This window comes from Pseudomonas sp. P9_2 (assembly GCF_034008255.1).
Lineage (GTDB): Bacteria > Pseudomonadota > Gammaproteobacteria > Pseudomonadales > Pseudomonadaceae > Aquipseudomonas > Aquipseudomonas synxantha_A.
Genome location: NZ_CP125376.1, coordinates 1,269,478 through 1,286,052, shown reverse-complemented (window position 1 = coordinate 1,286,052; position 16,575 = coordinate 1,269,478). Strand labels below are relative to the sequence as shown.

General features: G+C 59.5%; 15 protein-coding genes, 2 tRNA genes and 1 pseudogene. 4 read left to right on the top strand and 14 right to left on the bottom strand.

The window, feature by feature from the left end:
• Positions 1-84: 84 nt before the first annotated feature.
• Positions 85-369 carry a DUF3077 domain-containing protein gene (locus tag QMK52_RS05590; RefSeq protein ID WP_320403894.1) on the bottom strand — a complete coding sequence of 95 codons (285 nt, stop codon included), beginning with the start codon at positions 367-369 and terminating at the stop codon, positions 85-87.
• Between the two features lie 300 nt (positions 370-669).
• On the opposite strand from QMK52_RS05590, the pseudogene QMK52_RS05585 reads away from it, so the two are divergent.
• Positions 670-1,053, top strand: a pseudogene (locus QMK52_RS05585) (hypothetical protein); the annotation flags it as partial.
• A gap of 190 nt (positions 1,054-1,243) precedes the next feature.
• Here the strand turns inward: QMK52_RS05585 and QMK52_RS05580 are convergent.
• From QMK52_RS05580 to QMK52_RS05555, 6 genes are all read right to left on the bottom strand, one after another.
• Positions 1,244-1,319: transfer RNA gene (locus QMK52_RS05580), tRNA-Thr, on the bottom strand.
• 464 nt (positions 1,320-1,783) lie between these two features.
• Positions 1,784-2,971, bottom strand: a complete 1,188-nt coding sequence (locus QMK52_RS05575; RefSeq protein ID WP_320403893.1) for a methyltransferase — start codon at positions 2,969-2,971, stop codon at positions 1,784-1,786.
• On the bottom strand, positions 2,952-3,641 hold the full coding sequence (locus QMK52_RS05570) for an ABC transporter permease (protein WP_032803763.1): 690 nt from the start codon (positions 3,639-3,641) through the stop codon (positions 2,952-2,954). Before QMK52_RS05570 ends, QMK52_RS05575 begins: the two co-directional genes overlap by 20 nt.
• A 38-nt stretch (positions 3,642-3,679) precedes the next feature.
• The gene (locus QMK52_RS05565) at positions 3,680-4,375 is read right to left on the bottom strand and encodes an ABC transporter permease (RefSeq protein WP_005783890.1); all 696 of its coding nucleotides are present in this window, start codon (positions 4,373-4,375) and stop codon (positions 3,680-3,682) included.
• 74 nt (positions 4,376-4,449) lie between these two features.
• Entirely contained in the window at positions 4,450-5,202 is a 753-nt protein-coding gene (locus QMK52_RS05560; RefSeq protein WP_248090534.1) for an ABC transporter substrate-binding protein, read from the bottom strand.
• Positions 5,203-5,215: 13 nt separating this feature from the next.
• Positions 5,216-5,989, bottom strand: a complete 774-nt coding sequence (locus tag QMK52_RS05555; RefSeq protein WP_003187760.1) for an ABC transporter ATP-binding protein — start codon at positions 5,987-5,989, stop codon at positions 5,216-5,218.
• 556 nt (positions 5,990-6,545) lie between these two features.
• Between QMK52_RS05555 and gabP the strand changes: the two genes are divergently transcribed.
• Positions 6,546-7,937, top strand: coding sequence for a GABA permease (gene gabP, locus QMK52_RS05550; protein WP_005783895.1), 1,392 nt, complete (start codon positions 6,546-6,548; stop codon positions 7,935-7,937).
• A gap of 117 nt (positions 7,938-8,054) precedes the next feature.
• On the opposite strand, the gene QMK52_RS05545 is transcribed toward gabP, so the two are convergent.
• Positions 8,055-8,468, bottom strand: a complete 414-nt coding sequence (locus QMK52_RS05545) for a hypothetical protein (RefSeq protein WP_005783897.1) — start codon at positions 8,466-8,468, stop codon at positions 8,055-8,057.
• A gap of 158 nt (positions 8,469-8,626) precedes the next feature.
• On the opposite strand from QMK52_RS05545, the gene QMK52_RS05540 reads away from it, so the two are divergent.
• Together QMK52_RS05540 and QMK52_RS05535 are read left to right on the top strand one after the other, a co-directional pair.
• Positions 8,627-9,592 carry an arsenic resistance protein gene (locus tag QMK52_RS05540; protein WP_320403892.1) on the top strand — a complete coding sequence of 322 codons (966 nt, stop codon included), beginning with the start codon at positions 8,627-8,629 and terminating at the stop codon, positions 9,590-9,592.
• 87 nt (positions 9,593-9,679) lie between these two features.
• Positions 9,680-11,287, top strand: a complete 1,608-nt coding sequence (locus QMK52_RS05535; RefSeq protein ID WP_320403891.1) for a hypothetical protein — start codon at positions 9,680-9,682, stop codon at positions 11,285-11,287.
• 36 nt (positions 11,288-11,323) lie between these two features.
• On the opposite strand, the gene QMK52_RS05530 is transcribed toward QMK52_RS05535, so the two are convergent.
• The 6 genes from QMK52_RS05530 to QMK52_RS05505 all read right to left on the bottom strand — a co-directional run bounded on the left by QMK52_RS05530 (position 11,324) and on the right by QMK52_RS05505 (position 16,437).
• Positions 11,324-11,995 carry a hypothetical protein gene (locus tag QMK52_RS05530; RefSeq protein WP_005783902.1) on the bottom strand — a complete coding sequence of 224 codons (672 nt, stop codon included), beginning with the start codon at positions 11,993-11,995 and terminating at the stop codon, positions 11,324-11,326.
• Between the two features lie 86 nt (positions 11,996-12,081).
• Positions 12,082-12,480, bottom strand: a complete 399-nt coding sequence (locus QMK52_RS05525; protein WP_232289402.1) for an energy transducer TonB — start codon at positions 12,478-12,480, stop codon at positions 12,082-12,084.
• A gap of 228 nt (positions 12,481-12,708) precedes the next feature.
• Positions 12,709-12,784 (bottom strand) — tRNA-Phe (locus QMK52_RS05520).
• Positions 12,785-12,887: 103 nt separating this feature from the next.
• Positions 12,888-13,160 (bottom strand): oxidative damage protection protein, encoded by a 273-nt coding sequence (locus QMK52_RS05515; protein ID WP_043047303.1) that lies wholly within the window; start codon positions 13,158-13,160, stop codon positions 12,888-12,890.
• Entirely contained in the window at positions 13,157-14,224 is a 1,068-nt protein-coding gene (mutY, locus tag QMK52_RS05510; protein ID WP_320403890.1) for an A/G-specific adenine glycosylase, read from the bottom strand. Before mutY ends, QMK52_RS05515 begins: the two co-directional genes overlap by 4 nt.
• Positions 14,221-16,437, bottom strand: coding sequence for an AsmA family protein (locus QMK52_RS05505; protein ID WP_320403889.1), 2,217 nt, complete (start codon positions 16,435-16,437; stop codon positions 14,221-14,223). The genes mutY and QMK52_RS05505 overlap by 4 nt, the downstream gene beginning before the upstream one ends.
• Positions 16,438-16,575 lie beyond the last annotated feature (138 nt).

Below are 16,575 nucleotides of genomic sequence, written 5' to 3'. Positions count from 1 at the left end.
CCCCGACCTATTCAGGCCAGGGCTTTCCTCTGTGGGAGCCGGGCTTGCCCGCGATGACGTCAGCCCGCGAACCACACGACTTCTTTATTGCTCAACATTCCCTGGCGACTCCAACACCTTCACCACATCATCAATCACCGCCTTGCTCATCTCCTGCAAATAATGCGACGCCCAGGCATAACGGTCCGTGTCCTGCGTGATCGCCGCGTCTTCCGCGAGCAGCTTGGCGAGGTGGAGCAGGTCAGAAACGTGATGCAAGGCTTCATGCAGGGAAACACCGCTGTTGACGCGGAACAGAGGTTGGTCGGAGTGAAAGGAAAAGGGGGTGACGCCGAGGGTGGTTAACGCAGATGGATTTGGAGCGGTCATTGGTAGAACTCCCGTATCGAGTGAGAGCTACCACGTCGTTATTTCAACGAATGCGTGGCGCTAAGGCGCCTGCATCAAGTCGGGTTCTCAGGCCCGGTCGCTGAATTGGCAGCGACGGGGAGGAGGGTAGCGTGGTGGGGCGTGGGGAGCAATCAGGAAAATAGATCTGTCGCGTTGGAAGTCAAACCTGGGCAGCGAGCACTGGTTGCTGATGCGATTATCTGTTTTATGGATTCGCCATAATTATTGGCCAGCCATAATTTCATATAAAAAGTGGGATGCCCGAAAGGACATCTCGAAGTGGACTTAGCTGTGCTGGTCAAGATCAGCCAGCACGCCGGCCTGCGCTTTCGCGTCCCGGATCGGCCTTAAGCTGGCGTCAAGGCGCCTTTTTTCTACAGCCTGGAAGTTGGCTACCAAGCCATGGACAGCCTGGCCCCGGTTTTCAGCATTCCCGACTTCATCTGGCAGCAGCAGGGTGACGGGGAAGTATTCGTGCGCAGTCGGGCCGACAGCTTCTTTGGCGTTCGCTCGCCGCTACACGTGCCGGTGGAGCTGTTCGATGACTACCAGGGTCATCAAAGCGCGAAGATTGCGGCCCTTCCCGGATTGCGGCCAGATGCAACAATCAACCACGGAGAGCGCATCACGCGGGAAAAGGGGGCGGGTTTATTTTCACTCTAAGCACAATGCCGTGGGGGGGGGGCAGATCTGGCCGCTGCATCGTAAAAATCGAAATCGGGTCTGAGGCAAGCAGCCCTCGATTTTAAGTGTGGACACTTTTTGGGCATTTCAGCCAAAAGGGCGATTCAAATTTCTATAGTTTCCTAAACCCCAGAAACCACAAAGCCCCGCATTGCGGGGCTTTGAGATATGGTGCCGGCACCAGGAGTCGAACCCGGGACCTACTGATTACAAGTCAGTTGCTCTACCAACTGAGCTATACCGGCGTGTTAGGGCGACGATTATAGCGATTGGAAAGGTTCTGTAAACCCCTGAATTCTGACTATTTTTGCAAAAACCAAGGTTTCTTGCGATTAGCGTGTTTTCCACACGGCGTGGCAGCGTAAAAAGCCGTCACTTCGGCGTCATGCCAGGTACCCCGCGCACCTGAGCGATCCGACGCCCAACGAGGTTCTCCGCCCGCTGAAACCGCCAAAAACCACCCTGCAAAGTCCGCTTTATACGTTTAACGTCTGATGCTTATGCACAATCGGTTGGTAACAGCTGTCACGAAACGGCCATTTTGTGCAGCCGTTCTCAACACGCTGCAACTGCCTGTTTTGTGTGCGTTTTATTTTGTGAACAAAAAATGACCAGCCTCGCTTTTGGCGTTCAATGCCGATTGCTACAGCCTCTGCAAAGATTCCATCAACAGAGTTATCCACAGGGCGCGTGTTGGAAATTTTGCACCTTATTCGCGCTGGGCCAGCACCATCAGGTTGCGTGGGGTGAGTGTTGGTTCGCAGAAGGTGCCGACCTCGACGTTGTAGCCCTGTTCGCTCAAAAACAGGGCGCGGTCCAGCACCAGCCACATTTCCAGTGGGCGTCGAAACAAACCCCTTACCAACTCCAGGTTTCGCACTTCGGCCAGGCGCTGCCAGCCGTGGGCTTCGAGCGCCGGCCAGTCTTGTTCACCTGTGGATAAATTCTTGTGGTTTGCCAGCTCGCGGCAGTAGTCGGCGAAGGATTTATCCAGCCAACTGGCGGGCAGGGAGGGCGTCGGCAGGTAGTCGTTGCAGCCGCGCAGTTGCCGCTGTAGTCGATCAAAGCCAAGGCGCCGCGCCATGGAGGTGTCTCGTTGCTGGCGCACGCGGTTGCCGGCGGTGACGGTTTCGCTCAGGGGTAATCCCAGATCGTCGATCGACAGGGTTAGCAGGGATGCGCGCCCGGCGGCGGACAGTGCCTGGTAGCGCTCGGCATTGATGCGGTTGTAGCAGCAGGGCGCCAGGGCCAATTGTTTGCAGCCAGCGGCGCTGGCCAGTTGCAGCAGGCGCACGTGCAGGTCGCCGCAGGCGTGCAGGGCCACAGGTGTGTGTTCGGGGTCGATCGCTACATCGGCCATCACGTCTTGCAGGCAATGGGCAGCGGGCAAGCCGTGGTGATCGCTCAGGGCTTGGCCGGACGCAATCAGGGCCGGGTCATATTCCAGGCAAGTCAATCGTTGGCCGGGTTGCAGCAGGCGGCGGCCAAGATGGCCTTTGCCGGCGCACCAGTCCAGCCAGTGGGCAGGCGTCTGGGCAAAAGTCAGTGCGGCGCCGAAGGCTTCGATCTGTTGCCACTTGCGCCCGGGCACATCCACATTCAAACGGTGGCGAGCGGGGTCAAGGGAGTGGGCGGGTAACTTATCCACAGCACTCAGGCGCAGCGCTTGAGCGGCCAGCTGTGGAAACGGCGCAGGCGCAGGCAGGTCGTGGGGGTGGTTGTGACTGGCTTCGGCTTCGGCCAACGAACGCCGACGCAGCCACTGGGATAACTCGGGATGCTCGGTTTCCCAGGGCAGCTGCAACTGAGTAAAGGGCCGTGGTCGCCACAGCCCTTGGTGCTCGATCAGGAATGCATCCAGTGCCTGGAAGCGTGCCTCAACGTCCTTGGCACGCATCGACGCGCAGCCACTTTTCCAGCAGTTTGAAACCGCGCACCAGCACGTAGGCCATCAGCAGGTAGAACAAGCCCGCGGCGAAGAAAATCTCTACCGGCAGGTAAGTGCGGGCAATGATGGTGCGCGCCATGCCGGTCAGTTCCAGCAGGGTCACGGTACTGGCCAGGGCGCTGGCCTTGAGCATCAGGATCACTTCGTTGCTGTAGGCCGGCAGGCCGATGCGCGAGGCGCGGGGCAGGATGATGTAGAACAGCGTTTTCGGTTTGGACATGCCCAACGCCCGCGCTGCTTCGATCTCGCCCGGCGGAATGGCCTGGATCGCGCCGCGCAGGATCTCGGCGATATAGGCGGCGGTGTGCAGCGTCATGGTGGCAGTGGCGCACCAGAACGGGTCGCGCAGGTACGGCCACATGAAGCTGTTGCGCACGGCATCGAACTGCGCCAGCCCGTAATACACCAGGAACAACTGCACCAGCAGCGGCGTGCCACGGAAGAAGAAGATGTAGCCATAGGGCAGGGCGCTCACGTACCAGCGGCGCGAGGAGCGCGCGATACCCAGTGGAATCGCCAGCAGCAGGCCGGCGATCACGGCGATTGCCACCAGCTCCAGGGTCAGAGTCGCGCCCTGGGCCAACTTCGGCAGCCACTTGATGATCACGGCCCAGTTCAGGCCCAGGTCAAAGTGCGATAGCCAGCTGTAGTCGCCGCTCATTGGGTGCTCCTTGCAAAGCCGCGGGCGGCGCGTTTTTCCAGGAAGTGCATGCTCGTCATCGCCAGTACGGTCAGGCCCAGGTACATGAACGCTGCGACCATGAAGAAGGTGAATGGCTGCTTGGTCACGGTCACGCCGATTTGCGCGTGGCGCATGATCTCTTCAAGGCCGATCACCGACACCAGTGCGGTGTCTTTCATCAGGATCATGAACAGGTTGCCCAGGCCCGGCAGAGCGATACGCCACATCTGCGGCATGATCAACCGGGTGAAAATCCGAAATTTCGACAGCCCCAATGCCACACCGGCTTCGCGGTGGCCCTTGGGAATGGCGAGGATCGCACCGCGAAACACTTCGGTGGCGTAGGCGCCGAAGCACAGGCCCAGGGCGATGACGCCGGCGGCGAAGGCACTCAGCGACAGGTCGGGGTTGCCAAAAAACTCACCCAGGGCACGCATCAGATTGACGGTGCCGAAGTAAATCAGCAGCACCCACAGTAATTCGGGAATACCGCGAACGATGGTCGAATACGCACCGCCCAGCCATTGCAGCGGCTTGTACGGCGAAGTCTTGGCCAAGGCGCCGGCAAGGCCGAGCACCAGCCCCAGGCACAGGGCCGTGAGCGCCAGTTTGACGGTCATCAGCGCGCCGGCGGCGAGGGCCGGGCCGAATCCGTAGAGATCGAAATTCATGGTGTTTTCATATCGCGGCAGGCATTGCTAAAAGCCGACGCGCCCACAGGAGCGCGCCGGGCAGGTCGTTCAGATCATTCGATGCTGAACGGGAAGTACTTGTCGTTGATCTTCTTGTAGGTGCCGTCTGCCTTGATCTCTGCCAGGGCTTTGTTCAGGCGCTCGCGCAATGGGTCGCCCTTGCGTACGGCGATACCGATCTTGTCGCTTTCCACCACCGGATCGCCTTTGAACTCATAGGCCGAACCGTCTTTGCTCTTGAGCCACTCGTACTGCACGTACTTGTCGGCGAGGATGCCGTCGAGGCGACCGGAGGTCAGGTCGAGGTAGGCGTTTTCCTGGGTGTCGTAGAGCTTGGCTTCGGTGTCCGGCAGCTTGTCTTCCAGGTAGGTACCGGCCAGCGTTGCACGCTGTGCACCGATCACCTTGCCCTTCAGGTAAGCGGCGTCAGTCTTGAAGTCTGCTGTGGCTTTTGGCGCAATGAACTGCAGCTTGTTCGAGTAGTACGGGGCGGTGAAGTCAACTGCCTGCTTGCGCTCATCGGTGATCGACAGCGAAGACACCAGGAAGTCGAACTTCTTGGCGTTCAAGGCCGGGATGATGCCGTCCCAGTCGGACACATACACTTCGCACTTCTCGACTTTCATCTTGGCGCACAAGGCGTCGCCGATGTCCTTGTCGAAGCCCACTACGTTGCCGCTGGCGTCTTTATTGTTGAACGGTGGGTAAGCCGCTTCGATCCCCATTTTCAAGGTTTCTGCCATGGCCGTGGCGCTGAACGCCATCGAGACGGCCGCGGCCAGAAGGAATTTCTTATAGGTCTGCATGCATGTTGCTCCGTTAGCGGTTGCTGGACATGAATTGTTTGCAGCGCGCCGAAAGCGGGTTTTCAAACACCTGCTGTGGCGATCCTTGCTCTTCGACCAGGCCCTGGTGCAAAAACACCACTTCGCTGGATACCTGGCGGGCGAAGCCCATTTCGTGGGTGACCAGCAGCATGGTGCGGCCTTCTTCGGCCAGTGCGCGGATCACATTAAGTACTTCCTGAACCATTTCCGGGTCAAGCGCCGACGTGGGTTCATCGAACAGGATGACCTTGGGTTGCATCGCCAGGGTGCGCGCAATCGCCGCCCGTTGTTGCTGGCCGCCGGAGAGTTGTGCAGGGTACGCGTGGCGCTTGTCGGCAATACCGACCTTGGCCAGCAAGGCCTCGGCCACTTCTATAGCCTCGGCCTTGCTTTGGCCGAGCACACGGCGAGGGGCCTCGATGATGTTGTCGAGGATGCTCATGTGCGGCCACAGGTTAAAGTTTTGAAACACAAAACCAATTTCGCTGCGCAGGCGGTTGATCTGCTTGCCGTCGGCGGCCATCAGCTCGCCGTTTTTTGCGGCTTTGAGCTTGAGCTCTTCGCCAGCTACCAGGATCTGGCCCTGATGCGGGTTTTCCAGCAGGTTGATGCAACGCAGGAAGGTGGACTTGCCGGAACCGGAGGAACCCAGGATCGAGATCACATCGCCGTCGCGAGCGGTCAGCGAGATACCCTTGAGTACCTCAAGCTCACCATAGCGTTTGTGCAAGTTGCGGATTTCAAGCGCGGGCGTGGCCTGGGCCATGTGCGGTCCTCATTGTGTTCGTTGCGATCTTCGCTGTTGGGCCGCCTTCCTGGCGAGGCGCCAAGCTAGCATAGCGTTTGGATGACAGCCAACAGCGCTGCGGACGGTTAACTGGTGGTCTGCGGCAGTGTGTCGCATCGGCGCAGTAGCGTGTCGCGCCATCAACAACCTACAGACGTTTGAACCCGAAAGATCCACAGGCTTCGCGTAAAAAAGGGCGCGATGGTGCCAGCTTTGGCCGGGTGTTGGAAGGGTTAACCGGGCAAACGGTCCATATCAGCCCGTTTATGGGGCGTCACGTACTTTTTATGTGTGTTTTTGGTGCGCCTGATTGGCTTGAAGGTGAGTCGCACGGTAACGCTATAGCGGAATGCCATGATTCTCAAAGACTTGCGAGCGCTGATGAATTGTCCTACAGCCCGCGTCAATGGCGGCTCTGTTACATTTTGGCGCAAATCTTGCGTAAAAAATAAAGAACGCCCTGTTGGATTCTTTTCACGAGAAAGGCTGCAGGCCGGGCGAACCCGTTTTCGCAATTCCTCGCAAAGGTGTGTCAATGAGTAGTACTCAAAGCTCCAATGACCTCGAACAGGGGCTCAAGCCGCGGCATGTCACCATGCTGTCGATTGCCGGCGTAATCGGCGCAGGTTTGTTTGTCGGCTCTGGCCATGCGATTGCTGCCGCCGGCCCCGCCGTGCTGCTGGCCTACGCGGCCGCCGGTACGTTGGTGGTGCTGGTGATGCGGATGCTGGCCGAGATGGCTGTTGCGTCACCCGATACTGGTTCGTTCTCTACCTATGCCGACCGCGCAATTGGTCACTGGGCTGGGTTTACCATTGGTTGGTTGTACTGGTGGTTCTGGGTGCTGGTGATTCCGTTGGAAGCCAACGCGGCGGCGACTATCCTGCACGCCTGGTTCCCCGACGTGGCGATTTGGGTGTTTACCCTGGTCATTACGTTGTTGCTGACTGCAACCAACCTGTTCAGCGTGAAGAACTACGGTGAGTTCGAGTTCTGGTTTGCGTTGATTAAAGTCGTGGCCATCGTCGGCTTTGTAATCCTCGGCCTGGCCGCGATCTTCGGCTTTTTGCCCACCAGCCAGGTCAGCGGTGTTTCGCACCTGTTCGATACCCAGGGCTTTATGCCTAATGGGATGGGCGCGGTTCTGGCAGCGATCCTGACCACCATGTTCTCGTTCATGGGCACTGAGATCGTCACCATCGCTGCAGCGGAATCCAAGAACCCCGGCCAGCAAATCACCAAGGCCACCAACTCGGTCATCTGGCGGATTGGTTTGTTTTACCTGCTGTCGATCTTCATTGTCGTGTCGCTGGTGCCTTGGAACGATCCGACCCTGGCCGCCGTAGGTTCCTACCAGACGGTACTTGAGCGCATGGGCATCCCGAATGCCAAGCTGATCGTCGACCTGGTGGTGCTGGTGGCTGTTACCAGTTGCCTCAACTCGGCGCTCTACACCGCCTCGCGTATGTTGTTCTCCCTCGGGCGTCGCGGTGATGCACCAGCGGTGGCCAAGCGCACCAACAAAAGTGGTACACCTTATTGGGCGGTGTTGCTGTCCACCGGTGCGGCGTTCCTGGCGGTATTTGCCAACTACGTGGCCCCGGCGGCCGTGTTCGAATTCCTGCTGGCCAGCTCCGGCGCCATTGCGTTGCTGGTGTACCTGGTGATTGCCGTGTCGCAACTGCGCATGCGTCAAAAGCGTGCGGCGGCGGGCGAGAAGATCGTGTTCAAAATGTGGCTGTTTCCTGGCCTGACGTACGCCGTGATGGTGTTTATCGTCGGTACGTTGACCATCATGCTGTTCCAGGAAGCGCACCGGGTCGAGATCATCGCGACGGGAGTGTTGAGCTTGCTGGTGGTGCTGGCTGGGTTGTTCGTGGCGAGCCGCCGCAAGGCCCAGAAGGTAGGCGCAGCAGTGCTCAACTGACGGAATGTGACGCAAATGTGGGAGGGGGCTTGCCCCCGATGGCGGTGTGTCAGTCACTTGGATGTTGACTGAGACTCTGCCATCGGGAGCAAGCCCCCTCCCACATTTTGATATGTGTCAGTCTGTTGAGGCTGTCAGCGCCTGGGATGCTGCTACATAGTCCGCCTGGAATTGCGGCGATTCGATCCACGCCAACGCAGCGGCCTCGTCATCGCTGTCAGTGGCCCACTGCCGATATTCAATCAGCGCCGCCAGGATAAAGTCGGTCGCTTCCTCTTCGCCTTCCTGCTCCAGCACCAACGCCAACAGCGGGTGCGCCAGGAATACCGCGCACAGTGCCTGCTGGCTGATCTCGCCTGCGGTGCGCATCTCGACGAACAGTTCGGTCAAGTCCACCGATTCAAGATCGATGCGGCTGTCGTCGCCGGCGAACGCATCCGGCTTGGCCGCGACGGCGCGCTGGGTGCGGTTTTGCTTGGCCTTGGTCTTTGCCCGCTGGGCGCGTTTTTGCTGCTTGTTCGGCGAGGCCATGGGCTCAACATCCTTGGGTTCTGGATCGGGGTGGAGTATTGAAGCGCAGGTTGGGGCAAATCCCAAGGAAATCCGGGCGGGGTTTGGTCGTTCATCGCGCTCGACCACCAGGCCATAGATCAATAGGCTATGCCTTTGTCATCTGCCAGAGCGTCTTCATGACCCGCGATGCCCTTGAGCATAACCAGATCCCCTTCTATTTTGTCGCCATCCTGCTGGCCGCTGCCTGTGGTGTGTTCGCGCCTCTAGTGGCTCACGGTTTGAGCGTATTGATCACGCCTGCCATCGCGGTATTGATGTACGCGATGTTCCTGCAGATTCCTTTCCTCGATCTGCGCCAGGGTTTGGGCAATATCCGCTTTGTCTCGGCGTTGCTGCTGGCCAATTTTATTCTGGTGCCATTGCTGGTGTGGGCGCTGACCCGAGGCCTGTCGGGGCATCCTGCGCTGTTGGTGGGGGCCTTGCTGGTGTTGTTGACGCCCTGTATTGATTACGTGGTGGTGTTCACCCACATCGGCAAGGGCGATTCGCGGTTGATGCTGGCGGCCACACCGTTGCTGTTGCTGTTGCAGTTGGCACTGCTGCCGGTGTACCTGGGTTTTATGCTGGGGGCGCACTCGGGTGTGGTGGTTGAGATCGGCCCGTTTATCGAGGCATTCCTGTTGTTGATCGTGGTGCCGATGCTGCTGGCTGTGCTGACGGCCTACCTGGCGCGACGATCAAGGCTGGTCGACAAATGGAGCAGTGCGTGGGCGTGGTTGCCGGTGCCGGCGATGGCCCTGGTGCTGTTCGTGGTGATCGGGTCGCAAATCACATCGGTGATGCGCGACTTCGACCTGCTCCTGCCAGTGCTTGCGATCTACCTGGGCTTCGTACTGCTGGCGCCGCTGATGGGGATCCTGGCTGCGCGACTGTTTGCGCTGCCTGCGCCAAGCGCACGGGCGGTGACGTTCAGTGCTTCGACGCGCAACTCGCTGGTGGTATTGCCATTGGCGCTGGCTTTGCCGGAGGACATGCGCGGGTTGGCTGCCGCAGCGGTGATCCTGCAAACCCTGGTCGAGTTGGTGGCCGAGTTGGTCTACGTTCGCCTGATCCCGGCAGTGGTGTGGCCCGCAAGTCGATAAAAGCGTGAATGTTCAGGTTTGTTCAGGCGCTATTCAGGGCAGTGCTCGGCACCATACGCCAGCGCTTCCCACCTGACAGGTCACCCGATGGATCATCGCAACCGTTTTCGCCTGGAGTCCTTGGGCCTCTTTCTGATCGCCCTGTTGTTGTTCACGTTGGGGATCTGGGATCAGCAGCCTCAGGGCTTTGATGGGCGCTGGGCGCTGTTCATGCAGGAAATGTTTCGCCACGGCGCAAGCTTTTTCCCCACTACTTACGGTCAGCCTTACGCGGACTACCCAGGCACTGCGACCTTCTTTAGTTTTGTATTCGCCCGCTGGTTTGATGCGCCGAACCATCTGGCGAATGTGCTGCCCACCGCGCTTGCATCGGCCGGTGTGATCGCGCTGATGTACCGCCTGCTGGCGCCGTTCAGTCGCCCATGGGCATTTTTGACGGTGCTGCTGACGCTGCTCACCGCCCAGTTGCTCGAAAAATCGCGTTCGGTCTGCCTGGACCAGATGATTGCGCTGCTGTGTGTCGGCAGCTTCTATCTGCTGCACAGTGGTGAGCGCCTGGGGTCGCGGCTGCGGCAACTGGCGGTGTTCCCGTTGTTCGTCCTGGCCTTTGCCATTCGTGGCCCGCTGGGGTTGATCGAGGTGTGTGGAGTGGTGTGCGTGTATTGGGCGCTGGGCAGGCCGGGCGAACGCGTCCGGCAAGTGCTGATCCACGGGGTTATCGGCCTGGTGCTGCTCGCAGTGTGCTGGTGGCTGCTGATGAAGCTCGCGCGATTGAGTGGCGGTGATGCCTTTGCTGATGAAGTGTTCAAGATGCAGGTCGGCGGGCGCTTGGATGAGTCCGGTGAGCCGTTCTATTTCTATTTCCGGCTGAGTTTGTACCGTTACTTCCCGGTGGTGCCGCTGGCGTTAGCCACTCTGGTCGCGCTACGCGATCGCTGGCCGGAGCGCTGGGTCGACGGGCAGCTGCAACTGCTAGTGCGCCTCGGGGCGTGTGGCTTGATGATTCTGCTCGGGTTGTCAGTGCCGCACTTCAAGCGCGCTTACTACATCTTGCCGATGGTGCCGATGTTTGCGGCTGTCGCGGCCTATGGGCTGCTCCAGGCGCAAGGTTGGGTGTTGGGCGTGCGCCGTTGTTACGAAGGGCTTGTCGCAGCGTTACCGGCGTTGTGCGTGGTTGTGTTGTTTGTGTGTCGGAACGCCTGGCACAAGCAGGGCTATTGGCCGGATATTTCCCTGCCGCTGATGATTGGTGTGTTGGCGGTGTTGCAACTCGCGGCGTTGATTGCCTGGCGCCGGCCGTTGCGTTTGGTATGGCTCAGCGTGATCGCACTGGCGGCGCAATGGTTGTTGCTGGTAGCGGTGATAGAACCGGCCAAGGACCTGCAATTCGACACCCGACGGTTTGTCAGCCAGGTGGAGGCGCTGCGGGAATCACAGCCGGGCCCTTTGGTATTTGTCGACCTGGCCCGAGACACCTGGGCGGTGCGCTACATGATGAATCTGGATCACGATGAGCAGCCACTGTTTGTCGGGCGTCACCAGCTTGAGAAACTGAGTGAGCTGCCGCGACCATGCTGGGTGATTGTGCCGCGCAAGGAGACTGCGCTGTTGAAAGGCTCGCCGGTGGAGCAATTGGCGCCAAGCTTTGCGGGGCGGTTGAATGACAATCCGTTGATGGTGTTTTTGCTCAGGTGAAGAGGCCCTCGCACAGAGGGCCTATTGAGCGGCTGACTATTTGCAGCGATACCCCTCAGGCATCGTCACCGTGTAATTGCGCTGCACGCGGTCCTGGAAGTTCAGGTTCTGCAGGCCCTGCTGCACCAGGAAGGCTTCGACCTTGGCCGCCTGGCAATCGTCGTTATAGGACGATACTCGAAGCACATACACGGCGCGCCTGCTCGCCTCGTCCCGCGCGGTAGCCCGGAAGGTGGTGAGGGTGGTGTAACCGGTGCGTTCCGATGTGCCTACCGGGCCATAGGAGGTGTTCGGGGTGCTGGTGCAGGTCAGTTGATCGGTCTTTTTCTTGTTCTTCTTGCACTGCGTGGTGGTGCTGTTTGCCACCTGGCCATACTCGGTAGCGGTGTAGCGGTAAGTGACCTGCTTGCTTTCGACGTCAAGGGTGATGGTCATTTTGATCGGTGCATGGTTCTTGGGAAGCGTGGTGTCGGTAAAGACATTGCGAAAGCCCTGGTCCTTCATGGCGCTGACCATGTCGCGCAGGTAGTAGCGGGCATTGAGTGCGTTTTCGTCGCTGCCCCCGACAGACGTCACCAGTACGGTTGCCTGGCGGTCGAAGTGATAGTCCGGATCGGGTGTCGCGTTGATCGCTACGTCCATTTGCGTGGCGCATCCACTGAGTAGTGCAGTCAGCAGTAATAGCGAGCAGAGCAAGAGGCGTGTCATGAAAGAAACCTTACAGCTGTGAATTGGGTAAAGGGTGAACGATTGACGCCAGTGAAAAACAAGCCTCAATCGCTCTGGGGCTTAGCTTAGCCTGCGCAGGATAGGGTCAGGCAAAACACAAAGGGTGCGCGCACCTCGACTTCACCATCCTTGAGAACTGACGCAGGCGGAGCAGGCATTGGCGATGCGGCTGGAAGAGAGGCCTGCACGGCAGCAACAAAAAGCTCAGAGCCTGAGTGACTGATCACGCGCTGACGCAACAAATTGCCGTGGGCATCGATGATGAATTCAATATTGACCTGGCCTTCCAGCCCCTGCGCCTGAGCGTTTGCCGGGTAAAATTTGAACAGTTGTATATGGCTTATCAACTGTTGTTCCCATAGCTGCTGTTCTGCCAGTTGCTCTGGGGAAGGGGTTCTTGCGCAGGCGCCAAGCAGCAGGGCAAGTGCGATCCAGCAATACTTCATACATATTTCCTTGAGCATTTTTTGCGTCCGTACTATCTGGTGCCAGGGAGTATTTCAAATCCAGGCGATTGGAAGGCTCACTCCCTCGACGGCTTTGCCGATTGACTTGATCGGTGCCGGTATCCTGATTGCCTGAGTCAAAGCGCTCCTGCTCGGCATCCGGGTCCAGGGTGATCCAGGGCCCATTAAATCGCAGGCAATAAAAAACCCCAAGGACACATTGTTCCTTGGGGTTTCTCGGTATTTTGGTGCCCAGAGACGGAATCGAACCGCCGACACGGGGATTTTCAATCCCCTGCTCTACCGACTGAGCTATCTGGGCAACGGGGCGCATTAAACGGGTTTTTCAGGGGGTCGTCAAGCAAGTTTTCAAAAAATATTTAATTATTACCGTCGCTTACGTGCCGACCCCGGTTTTTGATCAATTATTGAGCAGGCGGCACGTAGCCGTCGGCCTTGGCGTATTCCTCGCCGGAAAAGAACTTGTCCATTTCGCCCGCCAGGTATTTACGGTCTTCAGCGTTCATCATGTTCAGGCGTTTTTCATTGATCAGCAGGGTCTGGTGTTTCAACCAGTCACCCCAGGCCTTGGCGGAAACGTTGTCGTATATGTCCTGGCCCTTGGCGCCCGGGTACGGAGGGCGTTCCAGTCCTTCCAGTTCTTCTTTGTACTTGCGGCACATTACGGTGCGGGTCATGACGAAACTCCTGCGTTCAATACGTCGGCCGCGCGCTTGAGCAGCGTCTTTACCGGGGCGGCAAGGCCCAGGCGCGGCGGGGTGGCGAGGTTATACCAGAGCCAGTCGGCCTCGGCCACGTGATGGGCGGATTCCTCGACCTGGACCAGCCAGGGTTCGATGGCCAACTGGAAGTGGCTGAAGGTGTGGATCAGCCCCGGCAGTTCCTGATGCTTGCCCAGCGCGAGGGCGTGCTGGTTGGCCAGGTGGTCGAGGTCGCTCAGGTCATCCAGCTCGGGCAAGCTCCACAAACCGCCCCACAGGCCCGTGGAAGGGCGACGGTAAAGCAGGATCGCGCCCTCGGCGTTCGCCAGCATGGGCATCAGCGTGCGCTTTTGCGGGATGGTTTTGCGTGGCTTGGGGATCGGGTAACGCGTCTCCAGGCCGAGCATGTGGGCTTCGCAGCCTTTTTCCAGCGGGCACAGCAGGCAGCTGGGTTTGCTGCGGGTGCAAAGGGTGGCACCCATGTCCATCATCGCCTGGGTGTAGGCGTTGACGCGCTCAAAGGGTGTGAAGCGCTCTGCGGTGGCCCACAGTTGTTTGGCCACCTTGGGCTCGCCCGGGTAGCCCTCTTGCGCGGTAAAGCGTGCCAGCACGCGCTTGACGTTGCCATCAAGGATCGGCGCGCGCAGGCCCATGCTCAGGCTGGCAATCGCGCCAGCGGTGGACAGGCCGATACCGGGCAGCTCGGTGAGTTTTTCCACGTCGCGGGGAAACTCGCCGCCGTACTCGTTCACCACGATCTTGGCGGTCTTTTGCAGGTTGCGCGCCCGGGTGTAGTAGCCCAGGCCGGTCCACAGGTGCAGCACTTCGTCTTCCGGCGCGGCGGCCAGGGCTTCGACCGTCGGCAGGGATGCCATGAACCGGTCGAAGTAATTGAGCACAGTGCTCACCTGAGTCTGTTGCAGCATGATCTCCGACACCCACACCCGGTACGGGGTGATGCCCTGTTGCCAGGGCAGGTCATGGCGGCCGTGGCGGTCGTACCAGTCCAGCACCGCCTCTGAAAACTCCTCGTTTCTCATCGGTTGAACAGGCCTTTCAGTGCGTCTTTGAGCTTGGGATTAACCTTGTCGAGCTTCTCTTCCAGCTTCTCGTTCAGGCGATTACCGGCAGCCTTGAGGGCGACCTGGCCCAGGCCGTCCTTGTCCAGGCGGCAGGCCTTGGCGCCCAGCTCCAGCGGGCCACGGCAGCGCAATGGCACCTCAATGCCCTGGAAGTTGGCGCCGACCTGGCAGGCCGGGTCCGGCACCTCGCGCTTGTCGCCTTCGACAATGATGCCGACGCGGTAGTCCATGCCCAGCACGCGCAAGTCGACATCGCCGTTGCCATTGACCGTCAGCCCTGGGATACGCACTTTCAGGTCAGGGTTGCTGGCCACGCCGTTACGCAACGTCAGGTTGCCGCGCAGTTCCTGGAAGGGGGTGTCCTTGCCCGGTGGCGTGCTGGCCAGGGTCTTGCGGTTGAGCAGGGCGATACCGGTGCAGACTTGTTGCTCGATATTGGCGTTGAGCAACACGCCGTTATTGATCACAAAGCTGGCGGTGCCGTTGAGGCTGTCGATCAACGCCTTCTGGCTGTTGCCACGCCCGGTCAGGTTGCTGTCCAGGGTGACCAGGCCTTTGACCGGCGGGTTTTTCCCCTGGGCCTGCAGGATCTTCTCAACCGGTACTTGCTTGATATGGGTTTGCATGGCCAGAAGCGGGAGGTCCTGGCGCACATCGAGCGTGCCGTTGGCCTGGAAGGTGCCGTTGTAGAGCCCACCGCTCAGGGTGTCGAGCTTGAGCTGGCCGTCGATGCCGGAGGCTTTCAGCGCCGCGTTCTGGATCGGCAGCTGGCTCAGGGTCAATTGGCCGAACGCAAGGTCGGCGTCGATATCCAGGCTGCGCAGGCGGGTCAGCGGCAGCAGCTTGTCGGTACTCCAGGCGCCTTTGGTCGGGGCGTCCGGCAGTGGCGTGTTGCCGCCGGCTGCCATCGCACCAGCCTCGCTGTTCTGCACTTCGGCCTGGCGAGCGGCGGTTGCGCCTTTGGCTGCTTCTGATTTGGCCGGCAAGTAGTTGTCGGCATTGAAGATATCGGCCTTGAGCTGTACGCGCAGGGACTGCTTGGCGAAATCATCGACAGCGACACGGCCGCTGAAGGTGCTTTCGTCGAGTTTCAGGTTCAGGTTTTCCAGGGCGACGCTGGTAGGCGTGCCCTTGAGACGGCTCACCAGCTCGACCTTGCTCAGGCTACCTGGGGCCATGGCCGGCAGCGGGTGGCCAACGCTCTCAAGGAACTTGGCCAGATCGAACTGGGCCACAGACAACGCACCACTGACCTGCGGGGTCTTGTCCAGGTCGTTGACCTTCAGTTCGCCCAAGGCGCGCAACTGGTTGGCCGACAGTTTCAGGTTGGTCCATTCGGCGACGTTGGCCGCCAGATCCACCAACAATTGGCCCTGGGTGGAGAAGCTGACGGTCTTGCCTTGCAGCGGTTCGCCGGTGGCTTCGCCGCTCAGGCGCATGTCTTCGAACTGGTAGCGCTTGAGGGCACGCTGGATGCGCAAGTTGCCGTTCAGCTCGGTCTTGACGCGCATCAACGGCTGGTTACTGCCCAGGAACGCGGTGAGTTTGAGCGGAATGCTGGCGCCTTCGTGGATGGCACCGGCGCTCAACTGGATGCTCTCGGCACTCAATTGCTTGCCGGTCTGCTCATCGGTGTATTCCACGCGAGCGTTGTTGATGGTCAGGCTGTCGATGTCCAGGCGGATCGGCTGCGGGGGTTTTTCCGGCTTGGTTTCAGCCACCGTTTCGACGGGGGCCGGCGCGGGGGCGTCCGTGGTTTCGTCGGGCAGGTTCTTGCCGATGTCTTCCCAGTTGCCATGGCCCTGCTTGTCGCGGTTCAGGCGCAGGTTCAGGCCCTCGACACGTACATCGCTCATCTGCACTTCACGGCGCAGCAGCGGCAGTACGCGTACCGACAGGCCGAGCATCTGCAAGTCGGCGAAAGGTTGAGTCGGTGCGGTCAGGGTCGCGACGCTGGCCTCGTGCAACTCCAGGCCCAGCCAGGGGAACAGGCTCCAGCCGATATCGCCATTGAGCGTCAGCTCGATGTGGGCCTTGTCGCGGGCTATCTGGCGAATTTCTTCTTTGTAGTCGTTGGGATCGAAGAGGTGGGTCAGGGCAAAGCCGAGCGCCACAATGATCAGCAACAGCCCGAGAAGTACCAGACCCAGGATTTTGCCGAACGCTTTCATGGGCGAGTCCTTGTATGTCGATTTCAAAATTTAGCCGAAGAGTATAACGCCCGACGGCCTGCGTCAGTTCACGGATCGTTACATTGTATCCACGGGGGCCGAAATGAGATTTTGACGTCAAAAAAGTACAGATAATCC

Coding starts and splice junctions, on each gene's coding strand:
- QMK52_RS05575 (WP_320403893.1), bottom strand. CDS start 2,971: ATGCGTGCCAAGGACGTTGAGGCACGCTTCCAGGCACTGGATGCATTC.
- QMK52_RS05530 (WP_005783902.1), bottom strand. CDS start 11,995: ATGACACGCCTCTTGCTCTGCTCGCTATTACTGCTGACTGCACTACTC.
- QMK52_RS05560 (WP_248090534.1), bottom strand. CDS start 5,202: ATGCAGACCTATAAGAAATTCCTTCTGGCCGCGGCCGTCTCGATGGCG.
- QMK52_RS05540 (WP_320403892.1), top strand. CDS start 8,627: ATGACCCGCGATGCCCTTGAGCATAACCAGATCCCCTTCTATTTTGTC.
- QMK52_RS05525 (WP_232289402.1), bottom strand. CDS start 12,480: ATGCTCAAGGAAATATGTATGAAGTATTGCTGGATCGCACTTGCCCTG.
- QMK52_RS05545 (WP_005783897.1), bottom strand. CDS start 8,468: ATGGCCTCGCCGAACAAGCAGCAAAAACGCGCCCAGCGGGCAAAGACC.
- QMK52_RS05590 (WP_320403894.1), bottom strand. CDS start 369: ATGACCGCTCCAAATCCATCTGCGTTAACCACCCTCGGCGTCACCCCC.
- QMK52_RS05555 (WP_003187760.1), bottom strand. CDS start 5,989: ATGGCCCAGGCCACGCCCGCGCTTGAAATCCGCAACTTGCACAAACGC.
- QMK52_RS05505 (WP_320403889.1), bottom strand. CDS start 16,437: ATGAAAGCGTTCGGCAAAATCCTGGGTCTGGTACTTCTCGGGCTGTTG.
- mutY (WP_320403890.1), bottom strand. CDS start 14,224: ATGAGAAACGAGGAGTTTTCAGAGGCGGTGCTGGACTGGTACGACCGC.
- QMK52_RS05515 (WP_043047303.1), bottom strand. CDS start 13,160: ATGACCCGCACCGTAATGTGCCGCAAGTACAAAGAAGAACTGGAAGGA.
- QMK52_RS05565 (WP_005783890.1), bottom strand. CDS start 4,375: ATGAATTTCGATCTCTACGGATTCGGCCCGGCCCTCGCCGCCGGCGCG.
- QMK52_RS05535 (WP_320403891.1), top strand. CDS start 9,680: ATGGATCATCGCAACCGTTTTCGCCTGGAGTCCTTGGGCCTCTTTCTG.
- gabP (WP_005783895.1), top strand. CDS start 6,546: ATGAGTAGTACTCAAAGCTCCAATGACCTCGAACAGGGGCTCAAGCCG.